This is a genomic window from Pradoshia sp. D12, assembly GCF_008935075.1.
GTDB lineage: Bacteria > Bacillota > Bacilli > Bacillales > Pradoshiaceae > Pradoshia.
Genome location: NZ_CP044545.1, coordinates 3,797,703 through 3,821,495, shown reverse-complemented (window position 1 = coordinate 3,821,495; position 23,793 = coordinate 3,797,703). Strand labels below are relative to the sequence as shown.

General features: G+C 39.9%; 25 protein-coding genes. 13 read left to right on the top strand and 12 right to left on the bottom strand.

The features are described 5' to 3' along the window. Positions 1-3 precede the first annotated feature (3 nt). Positions 4-627 carry a LysE family transporter gene (locus tag F7984_RS18350; RefSeq protein WP_066109461.1) on the bottom strand — a complete coding sequence of 208 codons (624 nt, stop codon included), beginning with the start codon at positions 625-627 and terminating at the stop codon, positions 4-6. Between the two features lie 116 nt (positions 628-743). After that, positions 744-1,736 carry a YeiH family protein gene (locus F7984_RS18345; RefSeq protein WP_140461909.1) on the bottom strand — a complete coding sequence of 331 codons (993 nt, stop codon included), beginning with the start codon at positions 1,734-1,736 and terminating at the stop codon, positions 744-746. Positions 1,737-2,512: 776 nt separating this feature from the next. On the opposite strand from F7984_RS18345, the gene F7984_RS18340 reads away from it, so the two are divergent. Beyond that, positions 2,513-3,193, top strand: coding sequence for a DNA alkylation repair protein (locus tag F7984_RS18340; protein ID WP_139892065.1), 681 nt, complete (start codon positions 2,513-2,515; stop codon positions 3,191-3,193). Then, the gene (locus tag F7984_RS18335; protein WP_066109452.1) at positions 3,190-4,050 is read left to right on the top strand and encodes a Cof-type HAD-IIB family hydrolase; all 861 of its coding nucleotides are present in this window, start codon (positions 3,190-3,192) and stop codon (positions 4,048-4,050) included. The genes F7984_RS18340 and F7984_RS18335 overlap by 4 nt, the downstream gene beginning before the upstream one ends. Positions 4,051-4,231: 181 nt before the next feature. Here F7984_RS18335 and bshB2 read toward each other — a convergent pair whose 3' ends face one another. From bshB2 to F7984_RS18315, 4 genes are all read right to left on the bottom strand, one after another. Next, complete coding sequence (bshB2, locus tag F7984_RS18330; protein ID WP_140461908.1) at positions 4,232-4,909, bottom strand: bacillithiol biosynthesis deacetylase BshB2; 678 nt, start codon at positions 4,907-4,909, stop codon at positions 4,232-4,234. Between the two features lie 16 nt (positions 4,910-4,925). After that, a complete protein-coding gene (locus F7984_RS18325) occupies positions 4,926-5,276 on the bottom strand; it encodes a YojF family protein (protein ID WP_066109446.1) in 351 nt (116 codons plus the stop codon). A 151-nt stretch (positions 5,277-5,427) separates the two neighbouring features. Continuing rightward, positions 5,428-6,237, bottom strand: a complete 810-nt coding sequence (gene pdxK, locus F7984_RS18320; RefSeq protein ID WP_066109443.1) for a pyridoxine/pyridoxal/pyridoxamine kinase — start codon at positions 6,235-6,237, stop codon at positions 5,428-5,430. A 453-nt stretch (positions 6,238-6,690) separates the two neighbouring features. Beyond that, complete coding sequence (locus F7984_RS18315) at positions 6,691-7,044, bottom strand: YflT domain-containing protein (RefSeq protein ID WP_066109441.1); 354 nt, start codon at positions 7,042-7,044, stop codon at positions 6,691-6,693. Positions 7,045-7,212: 168 nt separating this feature from the next. Here F7984_RS18315 and F7984_RS18310 point away from each other — a divergent pair, with 168 nt between their 5' ends. The 3 genes from F7984_RS18310 (at position 7,213) to F7984_RS18300 (ending at position 8,635) form a co-directional block, all read left to right on the top strand. Then, positions 7,213-7,893: a uracil-DNA glycosylase gene (locus tag F7984_RS18310; protein ID WP_140461907.1), complete on the top strand. Its 681-nt coding sequence runs from the start codon at positions 7,213-7,215 to the stop codon at positions 7,891-7,893. A gap of 77 nt (positions 7,894-7,970) precedes the next feature. After that, on the top strand, positions 7,971-8,243 hold the full coding sequence (locus tag F7984_RS18305; protein WP_140461906.1) for a DUF5327 family protein: 273 nt from the start codon (positions 7,971-7,973) through the stop codon (positions 8,241-8,243). A 20-nt stretch (positions 8,244-8,263) separates the two neighbouring features. Next, positions 8,264-8,635, top strand: coding sequence for a DUF423 domain-containing protein (locus tag F7984_RS18300; protein WP_066109432.1), 372 nt, complete (start codon positions 8,264-8,266; stop codon positions 8,633-8,635). A 113-nt stretch (positions 8,636-8,748) separates the two neighbouring features. Here the strand turns inward: F7984_RS18300 and gerQ are convergent, their stop codons facing one another. The 3 genes from gerQ to hemQ all read right to left on the bottom strand — a co-directional run bounded on the left by gerQ (position 8,749) and on the right by hemQ (position 10,833). Next, positions 8,749-9,231, bottom strand: a complete 483-nt coding sequence (gene gerQ, locus F7984_RS18295) for a spore coat protein GerQ (RefSeq protein WP_077248193.1) — start codon at positions 9,229-9,231, stop codon at positions 8,749-8,751. 32 nt (positions 9,232-9,263) lie between these two features. After that, entirely contained in the window at positions 9,264-9,686 is a 423-nt protein-coding gene (locus F7984_RS18290; protein ID WP_066109429.1) for a cell wall hydrolase, read from the bottom strand. 397 nt (positions 9,687-10,083) lie between these two features. Continuing rightward, the gene (gene hemQ / locus F7984_RS18285) at positions 10,084-10,833 is read right to left on the bottom strand and encodes a hydrogen peroxide-dependent heme synthase (protein WP_139892067.1); all 750 of its coding nucleotides are present in this window, start codon (positions 10,831-10,833) and stop codon (positions 10,084-10,086) included. A gap of 202 nt (positions 10,834-11,035) precedes the next feature. On the opposite strand from hemQ, the gene pta reads away from it, so the two are divergent. Both pta and F7984_RS18275 read left to right on the top strand, forming a co-directional pair. Further along, the gene (gene pta / locus F7984_RS18280) at positions 11,036-12,013 is read left to right on the top strand and encodes a phosphate acetyltransferase (protein WP_066109419.1); all 978 of its coding nucleotides are present in this window, start codon (positions 11,036-11,038) and stop codon (positions 12,011-12,013) included. Positions 12,014-12,074: 61 nt separating this feature from the next. After that, complete coding sequence (locus F7984_RS18275) at positions 12,075-12,902, top strand: octanoyl-[GcvH]:protein N-octanoyltransferase (RefSeq protein ID WP_139063884.1); 828 nt, start codon at positions 12,075-12,077, stop codon at positions 12,900-12,902. A 122-nt stretch (positions 12,903-13,024) separates the two neighbouring features. On the opposite strand, the gene F7984_RS18270 is transcribed toward F7984_RS18275, so the two are convergent. Next, the gene (locus tag F7984_RS18270; protein WP_140461905.1) at positions 13,025-13,756 is read right to left on the bottom strand and encodes an RsfA family transcriptional regulator; all 732 of its coding nucleotides are present in this window, start codon (positions 13,754-13,756) and stop codon (positions 13,025-13,027) included. 229 nt (positions 13,757-13,985) lie between these two features. Here F7984_RS18270 and F7984_RS18265 point away from each other — a divergent pair, with 229 nt between their 5' ends. From F7984_RS18265 to F7984_RS18250, 4 genes are all read left to right on the top strand, one after another. Continuing rightward, positions 13,986-14,207, top strand: coding sequence for a YuzB family protein (locus F7984_RS18265; protein ID WP_066109413.1), 222 nt, complete (start codon positions 13,986-13,988; stop codon positions 14,205-14,207). Between the two features lie 117 nt (positions 14,208-14,324). Then, positions 14,325-17,792, top strand: a complete 3,468-nt coding sequence (locus tag F7984_RS18260; protein WP_140461904.1) for a lamin tail domain-containing metallophosphoesterase family protein — start codon at positions 14,325-14,327, stop codon at positions 17,790-17,792. Positions 17,793-17,930: 138 nt separating this feature from the next. After that, positions 17,931-19,241, top strand: coding sequence for an HD domain-containing protein (locus tag F7984_RS18255; RefSeq protein WP_175354323.1), 1,311 nt, complete (start codon positions 17,931-17,933; stop codon positions 19,239-19,241). 24 nt (positions 19,242-19,265) lie between these two features. Next, positions 19,266-19,790, top strand: coding sequence for a YwgA family protein (locus F7984_RS18250; protein ID WP_066109764.1), 525 nt, complete (start codon positions 19,266-19,268; stop codon positions 19,788-19,790). 144 nt (positions 19,791-19,934) lie between these two features. Here F7984_RS18250 and F7984_RS18245 read toward each other — a convergent pair whose 3' ends face one another. Continuing rightward, positions 19,935-20,120: a 2-hydroxymuconate tautomerase gene (locus tag F7984_RS18245; RefSeq protein ID WP_066109407.1), complete on the bottom strand. Its 186-nt coding sequence runs from the start codon at positions 20,118-20,120 to the stop codon at positions 19,935-19,937. Positions 20,121-20,261: 141 nt separating this feature from the next. Here F7984_RS18245 and F7984_RS18240 point away from each other — a divergent pair, with 141 nt between their 5' ends. Both F7984_RS18240 and F7984_RS18235 read left to right on the top strand, forming a co-directional pair. Continuing rightward, positions 20,262-20,897: a site-2 protease family protein gene (locus F7984_RS18240; protein ID WP_140461903.1), complete on the top strand. Its 636-nt coding sequence runs from the start codon at positions 20,262-20,264 to the stop codon at positions 20,895-20,897. A gap of 20 nt (positions 20,898-20,917) precedes the next feature. After that, positions 20,918-21,427 carry a YwhD family protein gene (locus F7984_RS18235; protein ID WP_140461902.1) on the top strand — a complete coding sequence of 170 codons (510 nt, stop codon included), beginning with the start codon at positions 20,918-20,920 and terminating at the stop codon, positions 21,425-21,427. Positions 21,428-21,610: 183 nt separating this feature from the next. Here F7984_RS18235 and F7984_RS18230 read toward each other — a convergent pair whose 3' ends face one another. After that, positions 21,611-23,692 (bottom strand): transglycosylase domain-containing protein, encoded by a 2,082-nt coding sequence (locus tag F7984_RS18230; protein WP_139892070.1) that lies wholly within the window; start codon positions 23,690-23,692, stop codon positions 21,611-21,613. Positions 23,693-23,793: the final 101 nt, after the last annotated feature.

Below are 23,793 nucleotides of genomic sequence, written 5' to 3'. Positions count from 1 at the left end.
CGATTAAATTAGGGATTGAACCCCCATAACTCCAAAATAGATCCCAAAGCCAACTAAGGAAATTCCGGATATGATTGAAATTCCCGCTAAGAGTTTATTGGTTAAATAGCGCCTAAATATGGATGCCATCATCGCCATCGAGTAGTCCCAAATTAATATCCCCAAAAGGATGGCCAAGCTGTTAATGATGATTTGCTGAGGAGATAAGTGACTCACGGTTTTGGCGAGTACAGAGCCATAGATGCCCAACCAAAAAAGAATGGATAATGGATTCAATAACGACATAAAAAAGCCAGAGCGAAAGGAACGAGTGATATCCTTGTTCCGTATATTGCTTTGGTTTTTTTTATGATAAACAGCAACCAGACTCTCTACTCCGGAATAAGTAAGCACGAAAGCCCCGAATAACCAGAGAAAGGTTTGGATTAGAGGAACTTGCATATATTGAGCCAACCCGGTATAAACAACAAGCATATAGCAGATATCGGCTAGTATAGCGCCCAGACCGAATACCCAGGCATTTAAGAATCCATGCCTTAAACCAATTTCCATTTGTGCAGCATTAATTGGTCCGATAGGAGCCGATAAGGAAATTCCTAGATAGACATATCCCAATAATCCATACATACAATTTATACCTCCATTTTAATTGCTCAAATTATCATATGCATGTATACAGGCTTGTACGACAAAAAAGAATAGTTTAAGGAAAACATAAAAAAGAGGCATAAGCCTCAAATGGCTCATGCCCAAAAATATGTCAGAATTGATAAAAGAACGGATGTAATAACCATTGTAAGCAAGGGAAGGCTGGCTCGTTTCTTAAGCTCTTTTAAATCAATCGTTAAGCCTAGCCCAGCCATAGCCATCGAAAGTAGAAAAGTGGTCAGCATGGCAATGTAATCATATAGGTATTCAGGAAACCAGGATCCAGCAAGATAAGTTCTAAAAATACTTAAGGCCAGAAATCCTAGAAGAAACCATGGAAATGGAATGGAGGATTGGCTGCCAGCGCCTTGTTTACGTTTCATCCAGAACACTAATACAAAACAGAAAGGAATCAATAAGAAAACACGACATAATTTAGCTAATAAAGCCATTGTAACAGAAGCTTCCCCAGCAGGCTCAGACGCTAAAGCTACATGAGCCAATTCATGTAAGCTAAGTCCGGACCAAATTCCATATTCAGTAGGTGTTAGGGGGAGAATCGGAATAAGCATCGTATAGGCGACTGAAAAAATAGTACCAATCAATGCAATCATCCCGACGCTCATCGCCGTGTCCTCTTCTTTTGAATCCACTATAGGTGAAACCGCTGCTATAGCCGCTGCGCCGCATATTCCTGTCCCTGCACCAAGCAGGAAAGAAATCATTGGATGAATTTTCAGCCATTTGCCAAGCAATACCATGAGGGCTACAGAGAATACGATACAAATCAGAGCTTTACCCAAAAGGCCAAGACCTTCACTAAAAATAATCTGCATATCTAATTTCAACCCATATAAAATAATGGCAGCACGTAAGAGAATTCTTGCTGAAAAATGAACGCCCGTCCGTAAATTTGTTGGATAGCTGCGAATATTACGATACAGGATGGCGAGCAAAATACTGCATGCTAATGGTCCTATGTATTCGAAAAAGGGCAATTCAGCAAGGACAAATCCAAGCAGCGCCAATAAGGCCGTAAAGCCCAGACCTCCCCAAAATGATAAAGGAGATTGAGTTTGTTTAGTCATAGTAGTCACTCCTAATTCTTTCATCACTATATTTGAAAACAGTCATTATGTATGCGTAGAATATATGTATATACATAGCCAGGTTATTATGAGTTCTGGCAATAGCTTCCATGAAGCCACTTCCCTAGTTTAATATTCTTAGACTTAATAAAAAAGAGGTAACACTCAATTAATTAATTGTATGTTTATCCAATACAGGCTCATTTATACAAAAAGCTGAAGGGCCTTGCCCAGCCGCGACTAGCATAAGAGGAGGTGCGGAGGGAGAGCGCTTTTCCTCTACTGCAGCAGCTACACTTATGACTCGAGCGGCTAGGCCCTGAAGCTGGATTATACAAAAAGCTGAGGCGACTGCCCAGCTCCGACAAGCATAAGGAGAGGCTCGAAGGGGTGTTCTACCCCGTAGAGGCTATCCTTATGACCTCGAGGAGCTAGGAGCCGAAGCTAGATTAATCAAAAAGCTGAGGCGACTGCCCAGCTCCGACAAGCATAAGGAGAGGCTCGAAGGCAGGCGAATTAAGGAACAAAGACTAAGAACGCCACATCGTGTGGCAACGTCTTTGTGATCAACGTCCTGTTGACCTCCGTAGAGGCTATCCTTATGACCTCGAGGAGCTAGGAGCCGAAGCTAGATTATACAAAAAGCTGAGGCGACTGCCCAACTCCGACAAGCACGGAGGGAGAGCGCTTTTCCTCTACTGCAGCAGCTACACTTATGACTCGAGCGGTTAGGCCCTGAAGCTGGCTTATAAGGGAAGAATAGGTGAGGTGGAAATGTGGATTATATTAATCGTTTAAAACAGTTATTTGAGAATGAAAAGAATGAAGAACAAGCAGTAGCAATGGCGCAATATATGAAGAATCAATTTCCTTTTTACGGGATTAAAACCCCGGAAAGAAGAAAATGTATGTCTGTATTCTTTAAGGAAACAGGTATTCTTGCTATGCCGCTTTCACATGAATTTTGTTTAAAGCTTTGGAATATGCCGGAGAGAGAATGGCAAAATGCTGCGCTTGATTACCTTGCTAACTATATCGACAAACTGGAAGTAAAGGATTTACCGCTACTAAAAACATTAATTACGACAAAATCTTGGTGGGATACCGTAGATATGATTGCCTCTAAGCAGGTTGGCAATTTGGTATTAAGAAATCCTGATTTAATAGATACTATCATGAATGATTGGGTAATAGATAATAATATGTGGCTACGTAGAACAGCAATCCTCTTTCAACTTTCCTATAAAGGTCAAACAAATGAGAGAATCTTATATGACTACATATTGAAAAATGCGGATAGTAAAGAATTCTTTATTCAAAAAGCGATTGGGTGGGCACTGAGAGAATATTCAAAAACGGATCCGGAGTCTGTGAAGAACTTTATAAAAAAAACAGAGCTTGCACCTCTCAGCAGAAGAGAAGGTAGTAAGCATTTTCTAAAGGGGGAGACTGTATGAAGTGTATAGCAACCGATATGGATGGAACATTACTGAATGAGCATCAAATGGTAAGTGACGAGAACCGAAAGGCGATGGAGGCAGTAAGGGATAGCGGGGGACAAGTAATTGTTGCTACGGGCCGATCTTATAAAGAAGCAAGGTTTGCACTTGATGAGATTAACTTTCACTGTCCTATTATCAGTTTAAATGGAGCAGCTGTTTATAATCAGGAAGGCAGTTTGGTGGATTCCAATCCGATGAAGCAAGAAAGCTTAGTGGAGACAGTCAAGCTTTTGGAAGAAATGGATCTTTATTTTGAAATGTATACAAACAGGGGGACATTTTCCAAAAACCCCGAAAAGGCTATTGATTCACTTGTCGATATCTTCTTGAGTGCCAATCCTGATCAGGAAGAAGATAAAGTTCGTGAATTTGCTGAAGGCAGAATTAAATTTGGATTCTTATTTGCGACAGACGATTACTTCCAGCTAATTAATGAAGAGGATATCGAAATATACAAAATACTAGTCTTTTCCTCTGATATGAATAAACTAAAAAATACTGGCACTATTCTTGGAGAGATGGAAGGAATAACTGTCACTTCATCCGGTAAGGGGAATATTGAAATTAACCAGAGTGGTGTTTCTAAGGGAATAGCTTTGGAGAAATTGCTAGAAAAATTACGAATCCCACTTGAAGAAACAATTGCTGTGGGAGATAACTTTAATGATTTATCTATGTTCGAAAAAGCGGGGATGTCCGTTGCTATGGGTAATGCATCCGATGAGATTAAAGGGCTGTGCAAGGATGTTACCTTAACAAATGAAGAGGATGGTGTCGCCCATATCATTTATAAGTACATCGTTCAAAAATAAATTTAAAAATTAGGTATAGGTGGTCCAGAATATGGCTATCATAGTACTACAATGAAGTTTTCCAAAGTATCCCCCCCTTTTTTTTGAACCGCCTTTAGTAATGAAGGCGGTTTTTTTTATGAAATAAAGATGCCCGCAAAAAAAGCCGTCATTAGTATGACAGCTTTTATAAATCTAATTCTTATATTTTTTCAGGCCATTTATATGAATAAAATCTTTCAAAGCAAAGGCGGCTTTCAAGCTCTTTATTCTTTTGGGCGAGTAATTCAGGCCAACCAGCCATCATCGCCTCAGTTTGAGAGCGGTGGGCAGAGATTGCCTTTAGTTTAGTCTCGATTACATCCTGAATATTATTTATGATATCAGGCTCTCCAAGGACATCCTGATGGTTGTTGGAAAAGGCTACACAATAAAGCTTTGGCCTTTTTTCAGGATTGATTTCAGAGACTGCCTGTACGACAGCTCTTCCGCAAGCCTCATGATCCGGATGGACACTGAATCCCGGATAGAAAGTGATAATGAGGGAAGGATCAAGCTCATCAATAAGCTTAGTCATTTGATTAGCTAGCCACTCTTCATTTTCGAATTCAACAGTTTTATCGCGCAGTCCCATCATACGTAAATCCTTAATACCCATTATTTGTGCTGCGTCTATTAATTCTTTCTTGCGAATCTTCGGGAGACTCTCCCGTGTTGCAAAAGGAGGATTTCCAAGATTACGTCCCATTTCACCAAGCGTTAAGCATGCATAGGTAACGGGGATACCAGCTCTTGTATAAGAGGCGATTGTTCCGGAAACCCCAAATGCCTCATCATCAGGATGAGGGAATATGACTAATACATGTTTCTCTTTATCCATTTATCCCAACTCCTTGTTATTTATCAAATGGGGCGGTACTGATTTCAAAAGCGACAGCCAGTCTTCCGCTCTGGTCAAGTCCAGCCATTAAAAGGCGGCCGAATTCATCGATTTCGTAATGGGTAATCCCTTCAGCGTATACCCAGCCTTCCTTCATTCTTAATCCTACCCGATAAGGGCCATCTCCGATAATTTTACCTTCTTCAAAACAAATAGAAACATTACGGATAAACGCACCTGCTGAGAAGAATGATTCATCATTATGAGTGGCATAAGCGCCGTTTGTTGTCTCTAAATGCAAATAAACCTGTAAACCGGCATATGATTGCAGCGCTTTTTGTGAATCAAGCAGGTCAATTGGCTTCATTAAGATTACCTCCTATATAAAAAGGAACACATTAGTTTCCTATTAAATTAGTGTTGTATTAATTATGATACTAAAGTATCTGAAAAATTGCTAAAAATGGAGATGGAAAAAAGCTGTCCTAAATTTCGGACAGCCTGTAATAAAGAAGAAATTATTTATATGTACGGTAAGCACCATGCATAACTGGTCCAACAAATTCATTTAGCTTCCAGCTATGTTCAATAGCGGCTGAGATAAATTCCTTTGCAGTAGCCAAGGCTTCTTCAACTGTTTTTCCTTTAGCCAGCTCAGCAGTAATGGCTGCAGCAGTTGTACAACCGGCACCATGGGTATAAGTAGTCGCAAACTTTTCGGATTCAAGGATGGTATAGTCTGTTCCATCATAAATTAGGTCAATTGCTTTATCTTGCCCATCAAGTTTAGTGCCACCCTTGATAAGGACATATTTTGCCCCTTGATCATGGATAATCTTTGCAGCTTGTTTCATTTCATCAATAGTAGTGATGGGGCCAATCCCGGATAATTGCCAAGCCTCAAAAAGATTTGGTGTTACAACCGTAGCAAGAGGGAGAAGCAATTCTCTCATTGCCACTGTATTCTCAGGCATTAACACTTCATCTGTCCCTTTGCAAACCATTACAGGGTCTATGACGACTTTATCAAGGCCATACTCTTTAATTTTTCGTGCAGCCAATTCAATAATATCAACGGTCCCAAGCATCCCTGTTTTCATGGCATCAATTCCTGTAGAAAGGATTGTATCCAGTTGTGCCTCCACAGTTGAAACATCAATAGAAAATACATTATGAGACCAGTTATTTTTAGGGTCCATTGCAACAATTGAAGTAACAGCAGTCATTCCATAAACGCCAAGCTCCTGGAATGTTTTTAAATCTGCTTGAAGTCCTGCTCCGCCGCTGCTGTCTGATCCAGCTATAGTCAATGCTTTTTTTAGACTCATTGGCCTATCCTCCCTCATTATAAAACTTAATTTAGTTATACTTTATAATACATACCAAAACAATATGTATGGAAAAAAACTGATGCTGTTAATTGTATACATAATCCGTGAACAATAAATTCTGAATTACCATTTTGCGGTATTTTATCATAGGTATAAACCGGAAGTATACAGTAAGAGTTTATAAAGGTAAAAGCTCATATAGTAATGATACTATAAGTGAAAAATAGTGGATAACAATAACGCTTATATGATTTAAGACATAGTAAGCAGATGCTCGTGATCATGGAGACGAGAATGAACAATGATTGATTCTAATAACATCAGATTGATATATGCAAAAAAGTTTTTTCTTATGCATTGTAACTTGATCAGAGTAGTAAAAAAGCCAGTAAAAAAAAGGGCGTTAAGGAAGGGAGAACCCATCCTTAAGCCCTTTTTATGCTGTATCGGTTACATTATTTTTGTATTATCAATATCACTTGCCTGGTTCGAAGTAACAATAACAATTTTGTGGTCATCAAGATCTTTTTCATATTGTTGTGCTTCTAACTCAGATAATCCAAGTGATTGGAGCTTGCTGCGCAATTCGTCGCCACGTTTTTTGAACAGATTTCCTACACTTTCAAAGAAACCTTGCTCACCAATACCAATGTTGCCTGTATCCGTAGCATCAGTTAAATCCTTCGAAAACTCTTTATTATGGGAAAACAGATAAACATTCTCTTTTGTAAATCCCTCAGCTGCAAGTTGTTCAACTTTCTCTTTAGCTTGAACTGAATTTTCTACTACAAAAACTTGATACATCTTGCATCCTCCTCGATTTTTGGATTTTAATTTAAAATGTAGTTACAGTGTTTATATAACCTATTAAAAAATCTATAAACATAAGTTGAGCAGGGTAAAGAGAGTGTAAGCGGAAAATATTGTTCGACAAATATAATAATTTCTGAAGTATATAGAGGAGTGGATTGGATGAGTCACCAAATTTTACAGAATGACTGGCTGGAGTATTTAGTGGATGAATTTAAACAACCATATTATGCAGCCCTGTGTAATTTTATAAAAAAGGAGTATGAAAACGAGATTGTCTATCCAAAGGCTGAAGATATCTACAACGCTTTGAACTATACTGATTTTAAATCCGTAAAAGTGGTATTGCTCGGGCAGGATCCCTACCATGGCCCCAATCAGGCTCATGGATTAAGTTTCTCTGTACAGCCTGAAGTTGCTCTCCCGCCCTCGCTACGGAATATTTTCAAGGAACTAAATGATGACTTAGGAATTCCAGTCCCTAACAATGGATACTTGAAAAGTTGGGCGGATCAGGGGGTACTTTTGTTAAATACCGTTTTGACTGTCAGACAGGGAGAAGCCCATTCACATAAGGGGAGAGGATGGGAGCGATTAACAGATAAAATAATAGAGACATTGAATGAAAAATCAGAACCGATTGTTTTCCTATTATGGGGAAAACCAGCACAATCCAAAATTCACTTAATTGATCAGAAGAAGCATCACATCATTACCTCGGTTCACCCGAGCCCGCTATCTGCTCGGCGAGGTTTCTTTGGAAGTAAGCCATTTTCTAAAACGAATGAACTTCTCCGACAAAATGGGCTGAAGGAAATCGATTGGGCCATTCCTGATTTGTGAGGTTGTGAAAAATAGATTCCTTGGCGAAGTTAGGATAGAATTGAATAAGAAGAGATGAAGGTAAGAGGTGTGAATCTGTGGAAATAACATCAGAAAAGGTATTGGACAAAATGGATGAACTGATTCAGAAGGCTAAAATGGCGCCTGCTGAAAAAAGGAATGGATACCTAATTGCCGTTCAAAGCTTAATCGACTTGGTCATAAGTGATCATACGAAGGCGGAAGGACAAACTGTGAAGAAAACTGTTCCATATAATCCAATTCAGCAAACGAATCCGACTGTCTCTCTTCCTCAGGAGGAACCAGTTAAGATGGAGGACGCAAACGGGGATTCACTGCTTGATTTTTAAACGCAAAGGAGAGAATGGGGATGAAAACATTTATTATTATTGCAGCCATTAATGCGGCGATGTCCGTGGCATGCGGTGCATTCGGAGCTCATGGGCTGGAGGGGAAGATTTCTGAAAAGTCTCTGGCGGTCTGGAAAACAGCCGTTCAGTATCAGATGTTCCATGCAGGTGGATTATTGGCAATAGGATTGTTGTGGGATCGATTATCCTCACATCAATTGTTAAATTGGTCAGGTTGGCTCATGTTAGTTGGAATTATTCTCTTTTCTGGAAGCTTATATGTACTCAGTGTAGCAAGTATTGGTAAGCTTGGTATTATAACGCCGTTTGGCGGAGTTGCATTTATTGCTTCCTGGGTATTAATGATTGTGGCTGTTTATAAATATTCATAAGTTTGATATGTTCATAGAAGAACCGCTTATGTCTGACATAAGCGGTTCTTCTATGTACTATAGGGATTAGTTCGTCAAATATTTTTTATTCTCGGTATGCTAACCATTCTCGATTAACGAGATGGAGAACCAAAAGGATAGGAGTATTCGATTTCTTCATCAAAAGTTACATAATCGAGGTAAATCAGTGGCAATAAATAGCGCATGCCTGTTTGCGGATCACTTAAGATAAGATGATCTCGGCCGGCTGCTTCAATAATTCCTTTGAATAGTCTTGTATTACCATCCTTACTTCCCTCAAAGGTCATATATACCGAAGCGAGTTTACCGCGATTTAAACGCAGAATATTTTCGATATAGGATTGTTCTACGAATTGACCCGGAGCAGGCGACGGAGAAGTTTGGAACGGTGATCCACCACCGCCTAGAGTATACGACTGCGCCGGAAAGGGCAGTTGTTGTTGCTGTTGTTGTGGCTGAAACTGTTGCTGCTGCCCCATGCCTGTTTGTCCTGCCATATAGGGATTATAAGGGACTTGATATCCGCCTCCATACGTTTGCCCCCCGCCGTATGATTGTGAACCCGGTTGTTTCATAAAATGACTCCTCCTCTATAAACAATAGTATTCTAAAAAACAGTTGGACAATCAGATTGTGTCGGTGCAAAGAAGCAGTGTGATTTGTAACGCCCAGAATTGTATTGTCCAAACCATTGTGCCGGGCAGTCCCCTTCCGGTCTGAAGAACCAAAGAGCGTTCGTGGCCGGATTAAAACGTTCCCCGTTGACGACTCTTCTTGCCAGCCTGATTTCACTCTCTCTGGCACGTTGATAAAAGTATCCTTTCTGTGTCGCTTCGAATCCACCGGGGTTTTGGAAAACCATTTGAGGAATCGATCGGATATTTACGAAATCCAAACATTCACCACGTACCCTGTTGACACCTACATTGCCAACCATTAACATGCCCAAATTTCCTTCACCCTCAGCTTCTGCTCTCATTAATCGGGCAAGAACTTTTATATCCTCCTCAGTAGCTTTTATAACTGCCATGCTTGAAGCACCTCTTTTCGATAGGTCATTTCATGATGTGTTGTAGATACGTAAAAGGTATGCTCACTATAGAAAATTATGCAGGGGGAGACCGGCTTATGATAAAAAAGGATATTACTTCATCCATTTCAAGAAGAGCAGAAGAGATTGCTTTGTTTTTGCAGGTCGCACTATTCACATAATTTTCCTGTGTGGTGGAATTTAAAAAGGTTAACAACACAGGGGAAGTCGATACTGAAGCAAATGAAGAGACAGGCGGTTATTGGGGAAATGCTTCAACCTTTATCTGAGGGGAACAGAGTATTTTGAAATAAAGGGGATCTTGGTGCTTGGACAACAAAAAAGTGCCCTATCCACCATGTATAATGGCTTTTAAAGGCACTTCCTTTTATCCTATTTAAACATGTAAAAATTCGCTGACACAGTCCGGTGTAAGGATATTTCCAACAAAGAAGGAACCGAATTCACCGTAACGGGCACTCACTTCATCGAAACGCATTTCATAAACCAATTTTTTAAATTGGAGAACATCATCTGCGAAAAGGGTAACACCCCACTCATAGTCATCGAATCCAACGGATCCAGAAATAATTTGTTTAACCTTGCCAGCATATTGTCGGCCAATCATTCCGTGAGAATACATAAGTTTTTTACGATCCTCCATCGGAAGCATATACCAGTTATCATTGCCTTGACGACGCTTGTCCATCGGATAGAAGCAAACATGCTTAGATGTCGGCAAGATCGGGTATAGTCTGGAACGAACATGAGGATTCTGATATGGATCTTCATCTGAATCAGAAGGCAGATAATTACTTAGCTCAACAACAGATACATAAGAATGTGCCGGAATTGTGAACTCTGCTAATTTAGTTTTATTAAACTCTAATTCAAGTGCATTTAATTCTTCCATTGTTGGGCGTAAAAGCATCATCATAAAGTCTGCTTTTTGTCCGACAATTGTATAAAGAGCATGACTGCCTTGGTTTTCATTCTGAGTTTTATTCCATTTTTCAACCAATCCCAGGAATTCATTGATGGCAGTGGCACGTTCGTCTTCAGGTAACATTTTCCATGATAACCAGTCAATTGTACGGAAGTCATGTAAACAATACCAACCGTCTAATGTTTTAGCTGCTTCACTCATACTTATCATCTCCCACATAACATTTCGTTCATGCCATTTACTATATCACAATCAATGGCATATTTTCTTGAATCAAGGCTTCGATAAACTTGTCGATATTTTGACATACCGCTATAATTTTAAAAAATAAGGCAAACCTATTAAATAATTCATCATAAAGGTGTATTCTAGGTAGAGTGACATTTTGAGGAGGACATAAAAAATGAGTAATTTATTTACAACTTTAAAAGAAAAAGTTTCTGGCAATCAATTGCGAATTGTATTCCCAGAAGGAATGGATGAAAGAATTCTTGAAGCAGCAGGAAGATTGGCAGCTGAGAAAACAATCATTCCAATCTTAGTTGGAAATATTGATGAAATCACAAAAAAAGCGAAGGATATGAATATTTCTGTAGATAATATGGAAATTTACGATCCTGCTACATATATTATGATGGACGAGCTTGTGACAGCTTTCGTTGAACGTCGTAAAGGTAAAGCGACTGAAGAACAAGCACGTAAAATCTTGCTTGACGAAAACTATTTCGGAACAATGCTTGTATATCTAAATAAAGCAGATGGTTTGGTCAGCGGTGCTGCGCATTCTACAGCAGATACAGTACGTCCGGCATTGCAGATCATTAAAACAAAAGCAGGCGTTAAAAAGACGTCTGGCGTATTCATCATGGTTAAAGGTGATGAAAAATACGTATTTGCAGACTGCGCAATCAATATTGCTCCTGACAGCCAGGATCTTGCTGAAATTGCAATTGAAAGTGCTAGAACAGCGCGTATGTTTGATCTAGATCCACGTGTTGCAATGCTTAGCTTCTCCACAGTTGGTTCTGCTGTATCTGAAGAAACAACAAAAGTGGCGGATGCTGTTAAGCTTGTAACGGAGATGGACCCACAATTAATCGTAGACGGAGAAATTCAATTCGACGCAGCGATTGTTCCATCTGTTGCTGCATCTAAAGCTCCTAACTCTCCACTTCAAGGTTCTGCAAATGTATTTGTATTCCCTAGCCTTGAAGCAGGTAATATTGGATATAAAATTGCACAACGCCTAGGCGGATTTGAAGCAGTTGGACCAATCCTGCAAGGTCTAAATGCTCCTGTGAACGACCTATCCAGAGGATGTAACGCAGAGGATGTATACAACCTTGCACTGATCACAGCTTCTCAAGCTTTGGTAAAATAAGTTTATAAGTGACCTATGGCGCCCTTAGGCGCCTATTTTTTTATAGATGGAGAGAGGTAAGATGAATTTATTACAGCAGGATCGCTGGAGAATCATTGACCATAGTCAATCAGGTATGCATACACGTGCCATTCAATCATTTGCGATTGACGATACATTATGCGCTTCGGTTGGAGCTGGGAACTCACCAGTTACCGCACGGGCTTGGGTTCATCAAAAAACAGTTGTGTTGGGTATCCAGGACGGAAGGCTCCCGATGCTGAAGCAAGCTGCTGATTTCCTGCATGAGAAGGGCTATGACTGTATTGTCCGAAATTCAGGCGGATTGGCCGTTGTATTGGATGAAGGAATTTTGAACCTGACGCTTGTTTTTCCGGAAAAAGACCGGAAAATTGAGATTAATCGCGGATATGACGCTATGTGGGAACTGATCAAGTACATGTTTCGAGACTTTGATAATGAGATTAAAGCGGGTGAAATCGTAGGCTCTTATTGTCCGGGAAGCTATGATTTAAGCATTGATGGCAAAAAATTTGCCGGTATCTCTCAAAGGAGAATCCGTCATGGTGTAGCAGTACAAATCTACTTGGATATCAATGGGGATGCTGAACAAAGAGCTGCATTAGTGAGAGATTTTTATAAAATTGCTCTAAATGGGACTGAGACGAAATTTGTTTACCCTACTGTGAATCCAAAAGTTATGGCTTCCTTATCTGATTTGCTCGGTGTCGAGCTGACTGTAAATGATGTAATGCTTCGCTTAATGAAGGCATTACAGGATCATGCCGGGCAGATTGAGATGAATTCTTTGGCGGAAGCAGAAATGCCACTGTTCGAATCCTATTTAGAAAGAATGCAAGACCGCAATGCGAAATTGGAAATCGATTAATTCTTTCCATCGTTTTAGGAGGGGCTGTTAAAAGTAGTCTCTTACATGCTCGAATGAAAGTGAGCATGGTTTGATATTACAGATGAAAGCCGGCTCCTCTGAAAAGAGCCGGCTTTTTATATTTATTCTGCGATTTTTTCTAGATTTCCATTACGATCCATCTTAAATTTAGTAGCTTGTCGGTCATCTTCATCCAATAAAGCTAATTTACGGGCACGATTCATAATATTCATGAGTGTTTCGTAGTCTTCCTGAATCGAAACGGTATTTTCTTCAACATTATCAAGCTTGTGCTGCAATTCTTTATTTGTATTTTTCAGTTCCCTGATTTCAAGGCGCAATCTTTCATTTTCAGATTGTAATGCTTGCAGTTTCAGGCTGTTTGTATCATAAGATTGTAAGAATACAATAACATCGTCCATCGTCAAAGCCGGAGTCTTGTATTCTTCCAGCACTGGAAATAGGCTTGTTTGCTCAAATGTTTCAGTATCTTTTTGTTCGGTGGAAATATCCATGTCCATCAATTCATCTTCCATTGCGGTAGTCACTGTTTCAAAGTCTCGTAAAGATGGAGTCGGTGGCTGGTACAGGATTTTCTTTTTGCCGCCCTGATCCTTTCCAAGCAATCTTTGGCGTTGTTTACGCTGTTTACGGGCAAGCTGCAATGCTTTCTCATAAGTATGTCTTACAACCGCATTCCATCTAAATCCGCAAGCAGCTGCGGTACGGTTCAATTTATCTCCAACTTCGTCAAATGCATTCAATTGGGTACTGCCTTCGCGGACGTGTCTTAAAACAGTTTCTGCTAGTAATAAATCATTTTCTTCAGTCCATGCATCTTGTCTGATTTTCATGATCTGCAACTCCCTTTTCTATAAGATTTAAAATAAATTTGCAAATTATGGTTCTAGCATGGACAAAAAGAACAAAGTTTATACAGGTTACTAGATTTTTTCATTAACCTAATAGATATTTAGCCGATTCTTGCAAATAAGGGAGCCGGAGTGATACAATACGCTTTAGTCCCAAGAGGCTCACAACTAACAAAGAGTCAAATTTTTTGGCAAGAAAGGATAGGCGGTCATGTCGAACGAATTTAGAGTATGTGACGACTGTCAGGCTACAAACCTAAAGACATTGCTACCAAAATTAAACAAGCTCGATCCCGATGCAAAAATTGAGATTGGATGCCAGTCCTACTGTGGACCTGGACGCAAAAAATCATTTGCGTTCGTCAATAATCGTCCAGTAGCTGCACCAACAGAAGATGAATTAATTGAAAAAGTAAAAGCTAAGATAAAATAAATAAAAAGTCGCTCCTCTAAAAGATCAAATTTTAGAAGAGCGACTTTTTTTCATAAAATCCTATCTAATAATCCATACTAAGGTATCAATCTTTGAATGGGGAATTGAGGATTATATATGAAAAAAATAGGTGTACTGATTCTAACTGTAGTTTGTTGTATATGGCTTAATCCCGAAATTAGCATAGCGCTTTCGAATGATCCACCAGATTTACTGATTACAGAGATTTCTCCGCAGGGGAAAACGTATGAATATATCGAAATCTATAATAATACAGACGTACCAATCGATTTACGTGATTACAATCTGCGATACCTCTCTATGAATAAATCGATGCAAGTATGGGATATAAAAGAATCAACTTTTATAGAGCCAAAATCTACGAAAATCATTTGGATTAAAAATGCTGCCAGCAAAGATGAGTTTGATTTTGAGGATTTCAAACACAACTTTCATGCCTCGGTGGATCATAAGCAACTGATTCGCCTGGAAGGTAACTTACACAATAGCAGCAAAAATACGGTCGTTCTGGCAACTGATACAGGAGCGGTTATTTCATATGTAACCTACGATAAGGGACTCATCCATTATAAGCAGGATATGGGAGCAAAAAAATTAAAACAGGATAAACAAATCAAAGAAAGTACACCAGGTCAAGTGAGTAATGAACAGGTGCCGTTAAATGCCAATAAGCAGACGGATACCACTAAGCCGATTGTTAGACCTGTGACCATGCCAAAAGAAGTACCAGAACGCTCGGATGTCTCTATCGAGATTCAAATTGAGGATGAACATCTAATTAAGCGGGCAGAAATATTTTATAAAAGAGGTCAGGATTCTGCCTTTACACAAGCAAATATGCTTATGAAAACCACGACTTCTTATCAATCAATTATATCTCGATACGATGTTTATGGTTCTGTTCCAACCTTTGAGTATTATATAGAAATATCGGATGGACAGCATGTCATTAGATACCCCGAAAAAGGGACAAAGACGATAAAAATAGGAAATCCAGATATGTACAAACCCCTAAAGCCGGGGCTTTCTGTCCAAAAAAATACGATTTTAAAAGGTACAAAAAAGATACAAGTTCAAAAGGCAACAGCTGAGGAACAGATTAAGCTTACGGTTGATGGACAAAAACTGAAGACACAGAGGATCTTGAGCCGTCCTGCTGCAATTGTATTTGAAGGCCTTGGCATTGATGAAAGAAAGAAAAGTGCAGTTTACATGGGAGACCGTTTAATATCCAAATTAAAACCTACAGCAGGGTTATATCTTCCATATGAATTGTCAATTCCAATTGATGAACTCAAACCGGGTAAAAATACGATTTCCATCCACACAGGCACGAAGAAGGAAACATTTATGCCCGGAAGTACAGTTGAAGAAAAAGATGTCGATCGCTTTTCTATCAAGAATATAAAGCTGCTGATGGGTGATGGTACGATGATTCGCCCAATCAGTGTAAATTCAATCACGGGAGATGGTGATGAGAATCGAGAAAGCACTCGGGAAGCCCAGGAATGGAAGGTGGGTAATCAGGGAGTGTTCATCCTATCCTACGAATTTATCATCCCGGCAGCTATGTTCACAGCAGAAGAGGCAGAGATTGATACGATGGCTTATCAGGATGGAGTCCATAGTATTCAATCTAAAGGCACATCCATTCACCAAGCAGATGTTGTTTTTGATAATACAGCACCAAAGCTCCATGTAAAAACACCGCTGAATGGCAGAACCTATAAGGGAACATTCACCATTGATGCAAACCCCGAGGATGAGGTGACTTCAATAGCCTCCATTAAAGGCTATCTGGATGGTCGGGAAATCACTCTGCCATATACGACCTCCTCCGGCAGACTGTCTAAAGGGAAACACAAGGTAACCTTCATGTCAGTAGATGCAGCTGGGAATCGCAAAAAGGAAACGATTCATTTTAAGATTGTGGATGAAGCACCTATTATTATGAATCAAGCCATACCGCTTGATAATGATACAAAAGTATCTGTTCATCCGAAGCTAAGCGTGAAGGTAGAAGATCCAACTAATGATCAAATAGTGGCTAAGTTTTTCTCAGGCAATCGCTATGATTTTACCTCCAAAGGGAGGAATCAATTAAAAGCATTTTCCAATATTGCAGATGAGGAACCGCCGCCCAATCAGACTTATCCGCGTGAAACAGGTATCTTAGCCAAGCAAATAAAGCAGATAGCCAAAGCGGATAAGACTTATTGGGTGACTGCCTCAAATAAAGGATTTCCGTATCAGCGATTCGAAATTTCACTGGATGAAACACCCGCGGAAATGAAAGAGGTTGAAGTAAAGTGGATCGGGCATTCCTTACAGGGAAGAAAGGTCACTTTATATGCCTGGAATATACAAAAATCTAGATGGGATGCATTAGCGTATGGCTACGGAAATAAGGATTTTTCGTTGAAAGCAAAGGTTGAGACAGAGGCCTATTTGAAAAATCAAAAGCTGCAGGTCCTTGTGCAGGACCAGATTATTGGCGAAGTGAATCGTCCATTTAATTTGGTCTGGATGTCAGATACCCAATATTATTCCGAATCATTCCCACATATTTTCCCAGTAATGACAAACTGGATTAGAATCCAAAATCAGCTTGGAAATGCGGAATATGTTATTCATACAGGGGATATTATTAATGTCAGATGGGATTTGGAGCAATGGGATATCGCGGATAAGAGTATGGGCATTTTGGATGAACATCATGTTCCTTATGGGGTAGTGTCCGGAAATCATGATGTGGGAAACTTGGTACTGGATTATCGCAATTATGGTAAATACTTTGGAGAAAAAAGATTTAAGCATACATCCCATTACGGAGGCGGGATGGAAAATAACACAAATCACTATGATTTAGCATCCTTTGGCGGGCACGATTTCCTCTTCCTGTATCTGGGCTGGGGTAAAGAAACCACGACTGCAACCCTAGATTGGGTTAATAAGGTATTAAACCAATACTCAGAGAGAAATGTGGTGCTTGCGGTCCATAATTATCTCGACCATCAAGGAAAACGGACGTATAACGGTAATCAGGTCTTTAAAGAAATTGTCCGGAAATACGAGAATATTAAATTGGTTCTTGCAGGGCATATTTCAGGGGCAAGCCGTAATGTAGCGACCATTCCTCTAAAAGGAAAACCATCGAAATTCCGTAAAGTGTATGAAATGCTGGCCGATTATCAGAGTGGTCCGGAAGGCGGCGAGGGGTATATGCGGATGCTCCATTTCAATCCGGAGGCAAAGCAGTTATCAGTCAAAACGTACTCGCCTTACTTGGATGATTATAATTATTTTGAGCCGGAAGTCGATGAATTTACAATTGACCAACTGGAGCTGAACCCGATTCAGAAACAGGTGGCAACAGACTATATTGGCGTAAATGTGTACTCGAATACCTTATTGGGTGAAGATAAGGACGGAAGGAATCGGGAAAAAGTACAAATCCGCCTAAAGGATCTAAAAAACAAGCAGGATTATTTCTGGTATGTAGAAGTGAGCGACAGCTATGGAGGGCGATCACGTTCTCCGGTCTGGAAATTTACGACTAAATAAAGATAAAGTGCCCTTTGAACAGAATCGATTTCTATTCAAAGGGTTTTTGTTGTGTATTATTGTGGAAGAAGATGATTATGTTTTTTTAGATTAAACAAGCTATAATAAAACCATGACCGATTAGGAAGAGGGAATAGAATGATAGAATATTCTCTGGAAAAATTAAACGAAGAAAAAGTATTTAAGGATCCGGTGCATCGCTATGTGCATGTGAATGACCGGGTCATTTGGGATTTAATTGATACAAAGGAATTCCAGCGTTTAAGGCGAATTAAACAGCTTGGAACGACCTATTTAACATTTCATGGGGCTGAACACAGCCGTTTTAATCACTCTCTTGGAGTATATGAGATTGTGAGAAGAATTGTGGATGGGGTATTTGCTAATAGGCCGGAATGGAACCCGAAAGATCGTCTTCTTTCTTTATGTGCAGCTTTGCTCCATGACCTCGGGCATGGTCCTTTTTCACATGCCTTCGAAAAAGTCTTTGATTTGGACCATGAGGAATTCACAAGGAAGATTATTTTAGGGGATACTGAGGTTAATGCAATTTTAAAAAAGGTAGATGCCAGCTTTCCGAAAGAGGTAGCTGAAGTCATTGCCAAAACACATGCCAATAAATTGGTTGTCAGCTTAATCTCGAGTCAGCTTGATGCAGACCGGATGGACTACTTGTTACGGGATGCTTATTTTACTGGGGTGAGCTACGGCCAGTTTGATATGGAGCGGATTCTCCGAGTGATGAGACCGACGGAGGATCAGGTAGTTTTCAAGCAAAGCGGTATGCATGCTGTAGAAGATTACATTATGAGCCGCTATCAAATGTACTGGCAGGTTTATTTCCATCCAGTATCTCGAAGCGCAGAAGTGATTTTGACAAAAATCCTGCACCGCGCTAAAGATTTATATAAGAAGAATTATCAATTTAAACAGGAACCTCATCATTTTTCGTCTTTATTTACCCAGTCTGTTACCCTATATGATTATTTGAAATTAGACGATAGTATAATGCTGTACTATTTTCAGTTATGGGGAGAAGAAGAGGATAGCATACTGAGTGATTTATGCACGAGGTTCATGAACCGGAATTTGTTCCAGTATGTAGAATTCCTTCCGTCATCCAGTGCGGAAATGAAAAAAGTGATGGAGCTCACTCAATTGTTCGCAGCAGCCGGTCTTGATCCGGAGTATTATTTGGTGCTAGATTCTTCATCGGATTTACCGTATGATTTTTATCGGCCTGGAGAAGAAGGAGAAAGGGTACCGATTTATCTGTTATCCAAAACGAGAGAACTTAAAGAGCTTTCCAGACAATCGGATATCGTAGACGCGATTTCCGGTAAACGACGCACGGATCATAAACTGTACTTTCCTGCTGATATTTTAGAAGATGAAGCGAATCATAAAGAAATAAAGGAAAAAATAAAAGAATTGCTTGATTGGGATTAATTGATATTGAAGGAGTGAAGAATGGTGTTGAAGGAGCATGCCAGAATTCTTTCAGCCATAGATGCGGCCGGGCATATTGGGGGAAGAAAAAAGCTTCAAAAGATGGTGTTTATCTCAAAAAAACTCGAATATCCTTTTCAGGAGAGATTTGAATTTCATTTTTATGGACCCTATTCAGAGGAATTAACGTTAAAGATAGAAGAGCTTTGCAATTTAGGGCTTTTATCTGAAATAAAGGATAAGGAAAATGGCTATGTTCATTATGACTACTCTTTAACAGAGGCAGGCAAAGAATTTCTATCTTTATACAGCAAAGACAATGAAAACGACGAGCTGTCTGCATGTGTGAAGGGATTGAACAATCATAATGCACGTTTTCTTGAATTGGTTTCTACGGTTTTTTATTTCGACCATTTATCCAAGGATGAGATTATTAAGAAAATCCAGGAACTAAAGGCGGAGCAACAGTATTTGCCTGAGGAAATAGAGGAAGCCTTCAATTATGCAGCACAGCTTATTAAGGAAAATAAACCAATGTACGCGAATTAGTTCTTTTTAATACTGGAGAAATAAAAAGAATGGAGCATATTTGCTCCATTCGGCTCCCACTTAAAAACGAAAGTCGGGTCCAATAATATGTAATTGGATCAATAATGTTCGGTGTGGATGAAAGACACGCAATCCGAACAAAGTTTATTGATCGCTGGCGCGTACACCGCCAACCGCATAATGAGATTTAGTCATTTCTTCAATGAACACCGTAATTCTTTCTTTTGGTGCTCCTGTTGTTTCAGAAACTGCTTCAGTGACTTTTTCACATAAGGCCTTTTTTTGTTCTTCAGTGCGGCCCTCCAACATTTTAACGGTTACATACGGCATATAATGTCCTCCTCATTTGTAAAACAAGTGATTATGTTGATAGTTTTTCATAATCGCCGGCGGAAAGCAAGTGGTGAAAAGCAGAATGGAAAGTTGAACCTAACTGAAAGGTTTTATATTAAGGAAAAAGGGGATGTTTTGATGTTTGATTTTCAAAGCATATTGGTCAATTTACCATATACACTTGTAACTCTCGCCATTGCGTTTACTGTTCATGAATATGCACATGCCTATGCGGCCTATAAATTTGGAGATATGACTGCAAAAAATCAGGGACGGCTGACATTAAATCCGCTTCGGCACATTGATCCATTAGGTGCGATATTTATTATATTGGTCGGGTTTGGCTGGGCGAAACCTGTACCGGTCAATCGCTTCTTCTTTAAAAATCCACGGATGAACAGTATTGTTGTTTCAGTGGTAGGCCCTTTGAGTAATCTTGTGCTGGCTTTTATTGGTGTCCTATTGATATATATTATAAGCATCGCAGGATTTAATTTACCTGAGTTTATCTACACGTTTTTTAATATTTTTATCCGCTTGAATGTTGTACTGTTTGTATTTAATTTATTGCCATTTCCTCCACTTGATGGGTATCGTATTATTGAGGACCTCGTTCCGGCTGATATACGTCCAAAAATGACACAGTATGAACAATATGGAGCGTTGATTTTCCTTATCCTGGTGATTACACCGCTTGGTAATTACACAATCGATCCAATCATTTATAATTTAGTACCAGCGATTGAGCGATTCTTAGTTTCAATATTTATTTAAAGGGAGGCTTGTACATATCCATGAGTCAAGAGAAGAAAAAACCAACTTTTAATATCATCAAAAACGACCCTACTGATGGCCATAAAGGCTTTGGAATGGGGGCGTTGAGCCTGGAAAATGTTTCACCTGTCATTATTGATGTGGAAGCAGGTGAAGCGTTTGTCGATATTGGTGCTATGCATGCAAGAAGTGCTATCGAAAGACGAATCAAATTTTTACCGAATAAAGATGAAGTACCAAACGGAAAGCCATACTGGCTTGTTTGGGTTACAATTGAACAGACGAAACAGGGAGCCTATTATGCTGGTGTGACGGCATGCGAAATGACGGTTGATGAAGAGATTCGCCGCGGCTATAAATCATTGCCAGAGCATGTGAATCGCATGGATAAATCATTGAAAAGACATATTATCGTTGAGCATATGGATGAACCTTCAAAAATTATCTTAGCTAACTTCCTGAAAAAACATAATGAAGAGCTTTGGAAAAACTCCCCTGATGAATTGAAGGAAAAGCTAAACACTAACTAATATTGACAAAAACGTGAAAATTATGGATTTTTTTGTAAAGTAATTCAGCATATTACTTGTCGGTTTTCTGTAAAAAAAGTACACTAAAAACAGTGTGCAAGCACGTAGAGCTAGGACGCAAAAATCCCCAAACCGTTAATGGTTTGGGGATTTTTGTTTTCTTATGCTCATGGGTCGGATTGTTTAAAGCTTTCCAAATGGCCATACTCTCTTGTACCACGGATCATGTGACTTTTCTTTATTCTTTTCATCAGAAGGGCTTAGATCGTTTCCCTTGTTTATATGATTATGGCAATACTGTTTCGGCTCGGTTCCTTTTTTATAGTAAGTAAGGCGTTTAACCGGGCAGGCTCCGTGTGCAAGCAAGCCGCTTTCGGGGTCAATTTCTACCGCAACAATATTTTTCGGCTGTTTAAACTCTTTAACAGGCTCATCCTCTAGGGATTGCTCCATAAAGCTCGCCCAAATTTCTTTGGCTGCAATTTTATCTTGTTTAGTTTCGATTTTCTGAGAGCGATCATATCCGGTCCAAACACCTGTCGTAAGCTGAGGAGTATAGCCAATCATCCAGCTATCATACTCAGTTGAGCCTGACTTTCCAGCATAGGGCCTTGAAAGCTTAGGTGCGATTGAGGCGCCTGTCACAGATGCGTAACCATTTAGCTTTTTATCGAACACACCTGTCAGCATTTGTGTCATGACATAGGCATCCGCTTGCTTCAGTACGGCTGTCCGTTCTAATTTTTTCTGATATAAAACCTCTCCGTCACGCCCTGTAACCTTAGTGATAAAGTAAGGTTTAACCTTTTTTCCTCCGTTGGCAAATAAGTTATAGGCATTTGTCATTTCCAAAGGCTTAACTCCGGACGTTCCAAGCGCCAGTGAGGGAACCTTGGTCATAGGAGTGGTTAATCCAAATCGCTTTACAGCCTTAACCAGTTCATCCTCTCCAAGGAACAGATGTGTTTTGACGGCAAATATATTGTCTGATACAGCCAGGGCCTGAGCCAGTGTAATCGATTCATTGGCATATCGGTTATTAAAATTATGGGGTGTATATTTTTCTTTTCCTCCTTCAAATGAAAAGGTGGTCACTTCACTTCGCAAGGTCGTCGATGGTGTGAACCCTTTTTCTAAAGCTGTGTAATATAGCAGCGGCTTAATCGTGGAACCGGGCTGTCTAAGTGCCTGGGTCGCACGATTGAATGAGCTATGCTCATAATTGGTTCCGCCAATCAATGCTTTAACCATACCGTTATGGGGATTCATCGCAATTAAAGCAGCCTGAAAATCACCTTCCGGCTGCACATGCTTGGCAATAGCCTCTTCAGCAATGGCCTGCTGCTTGGAATTGAAGGTTGTATACACCTTTAATCCCCCTTGCCTGATCAGCTCCTCATTCCCCTTTAAGACCTGACGTAACTCATGATTGACTGCATCCAGAAAATAGGGTGCCTCCTGTTTTTTCTCTGTAATCAGGGAACCGTATATGGGCAAGCGGTCGGCTAATGCCAATGTTTCTTTTGCCTGTTCTGCACTCAGCTGACTGGTTTCCTTTAAAGAGTTGAGGACAATAGCCTGCCGTTCCTTTGCGTTCTTTTTCGAAACAAGTGGTGAATAAATGCCTGGTCCCTTTGGAATGCCAGCAAGCAGGCTTGCTTCAGCCAAGGATAGATCTTTGGCATCCTTATGAAAATAATAGTGGCTCGCAGCCTGTATACCATACATTCCATGCCCGTAATAAATCGTATTTAAATAACCTTCGAGAATCTCATCCTTACTGAAATGGTCTTCAATCCGAAGAGTGTAGAGAGCTTCCTTAGCCTTTCGTGACCAGGTTTTTTCTGAATCAAGGAAGAGGTTCTTGGCATACTGCTGAGTGATTGTACTGGCTCCCTGCACCTTGGCCATGGCAATCGTGTCAGATACAATTGCTCCTATAATTCTCTTTGTATCAAACCCGTTATGATGATAAAAATTTCGATCCTCAACTGCCAGAGTAGATTGTATTAAATAAGGCGATATCTCACTGAGAGGTACCCAATACCGCCTCTCGGCCCCGTGGCTTTCCGTAAATGTACTTAAATCATCAGCTAAATATTGAGTGGTTTGCGGGACGGATATGGCTGGAGGTCCGGCAAGCTTTACAATAAGTAGGACGGTAACAAACCCAATCACTCCAAATGTAGCAATCAGTGATCCGAAAAGTATAAGGGATCTCTTATAGGCAAGTAATTTCCTTCTTCTAAGTCTGCTTGGAGACACATGTCTTCCCCCTGATCTGTTGTGAAATTATTCATATTAGTAGTATGAAAACAAACCAACATTTTTAAACGTAAAACAGACATAGAAACGATAATATTGGA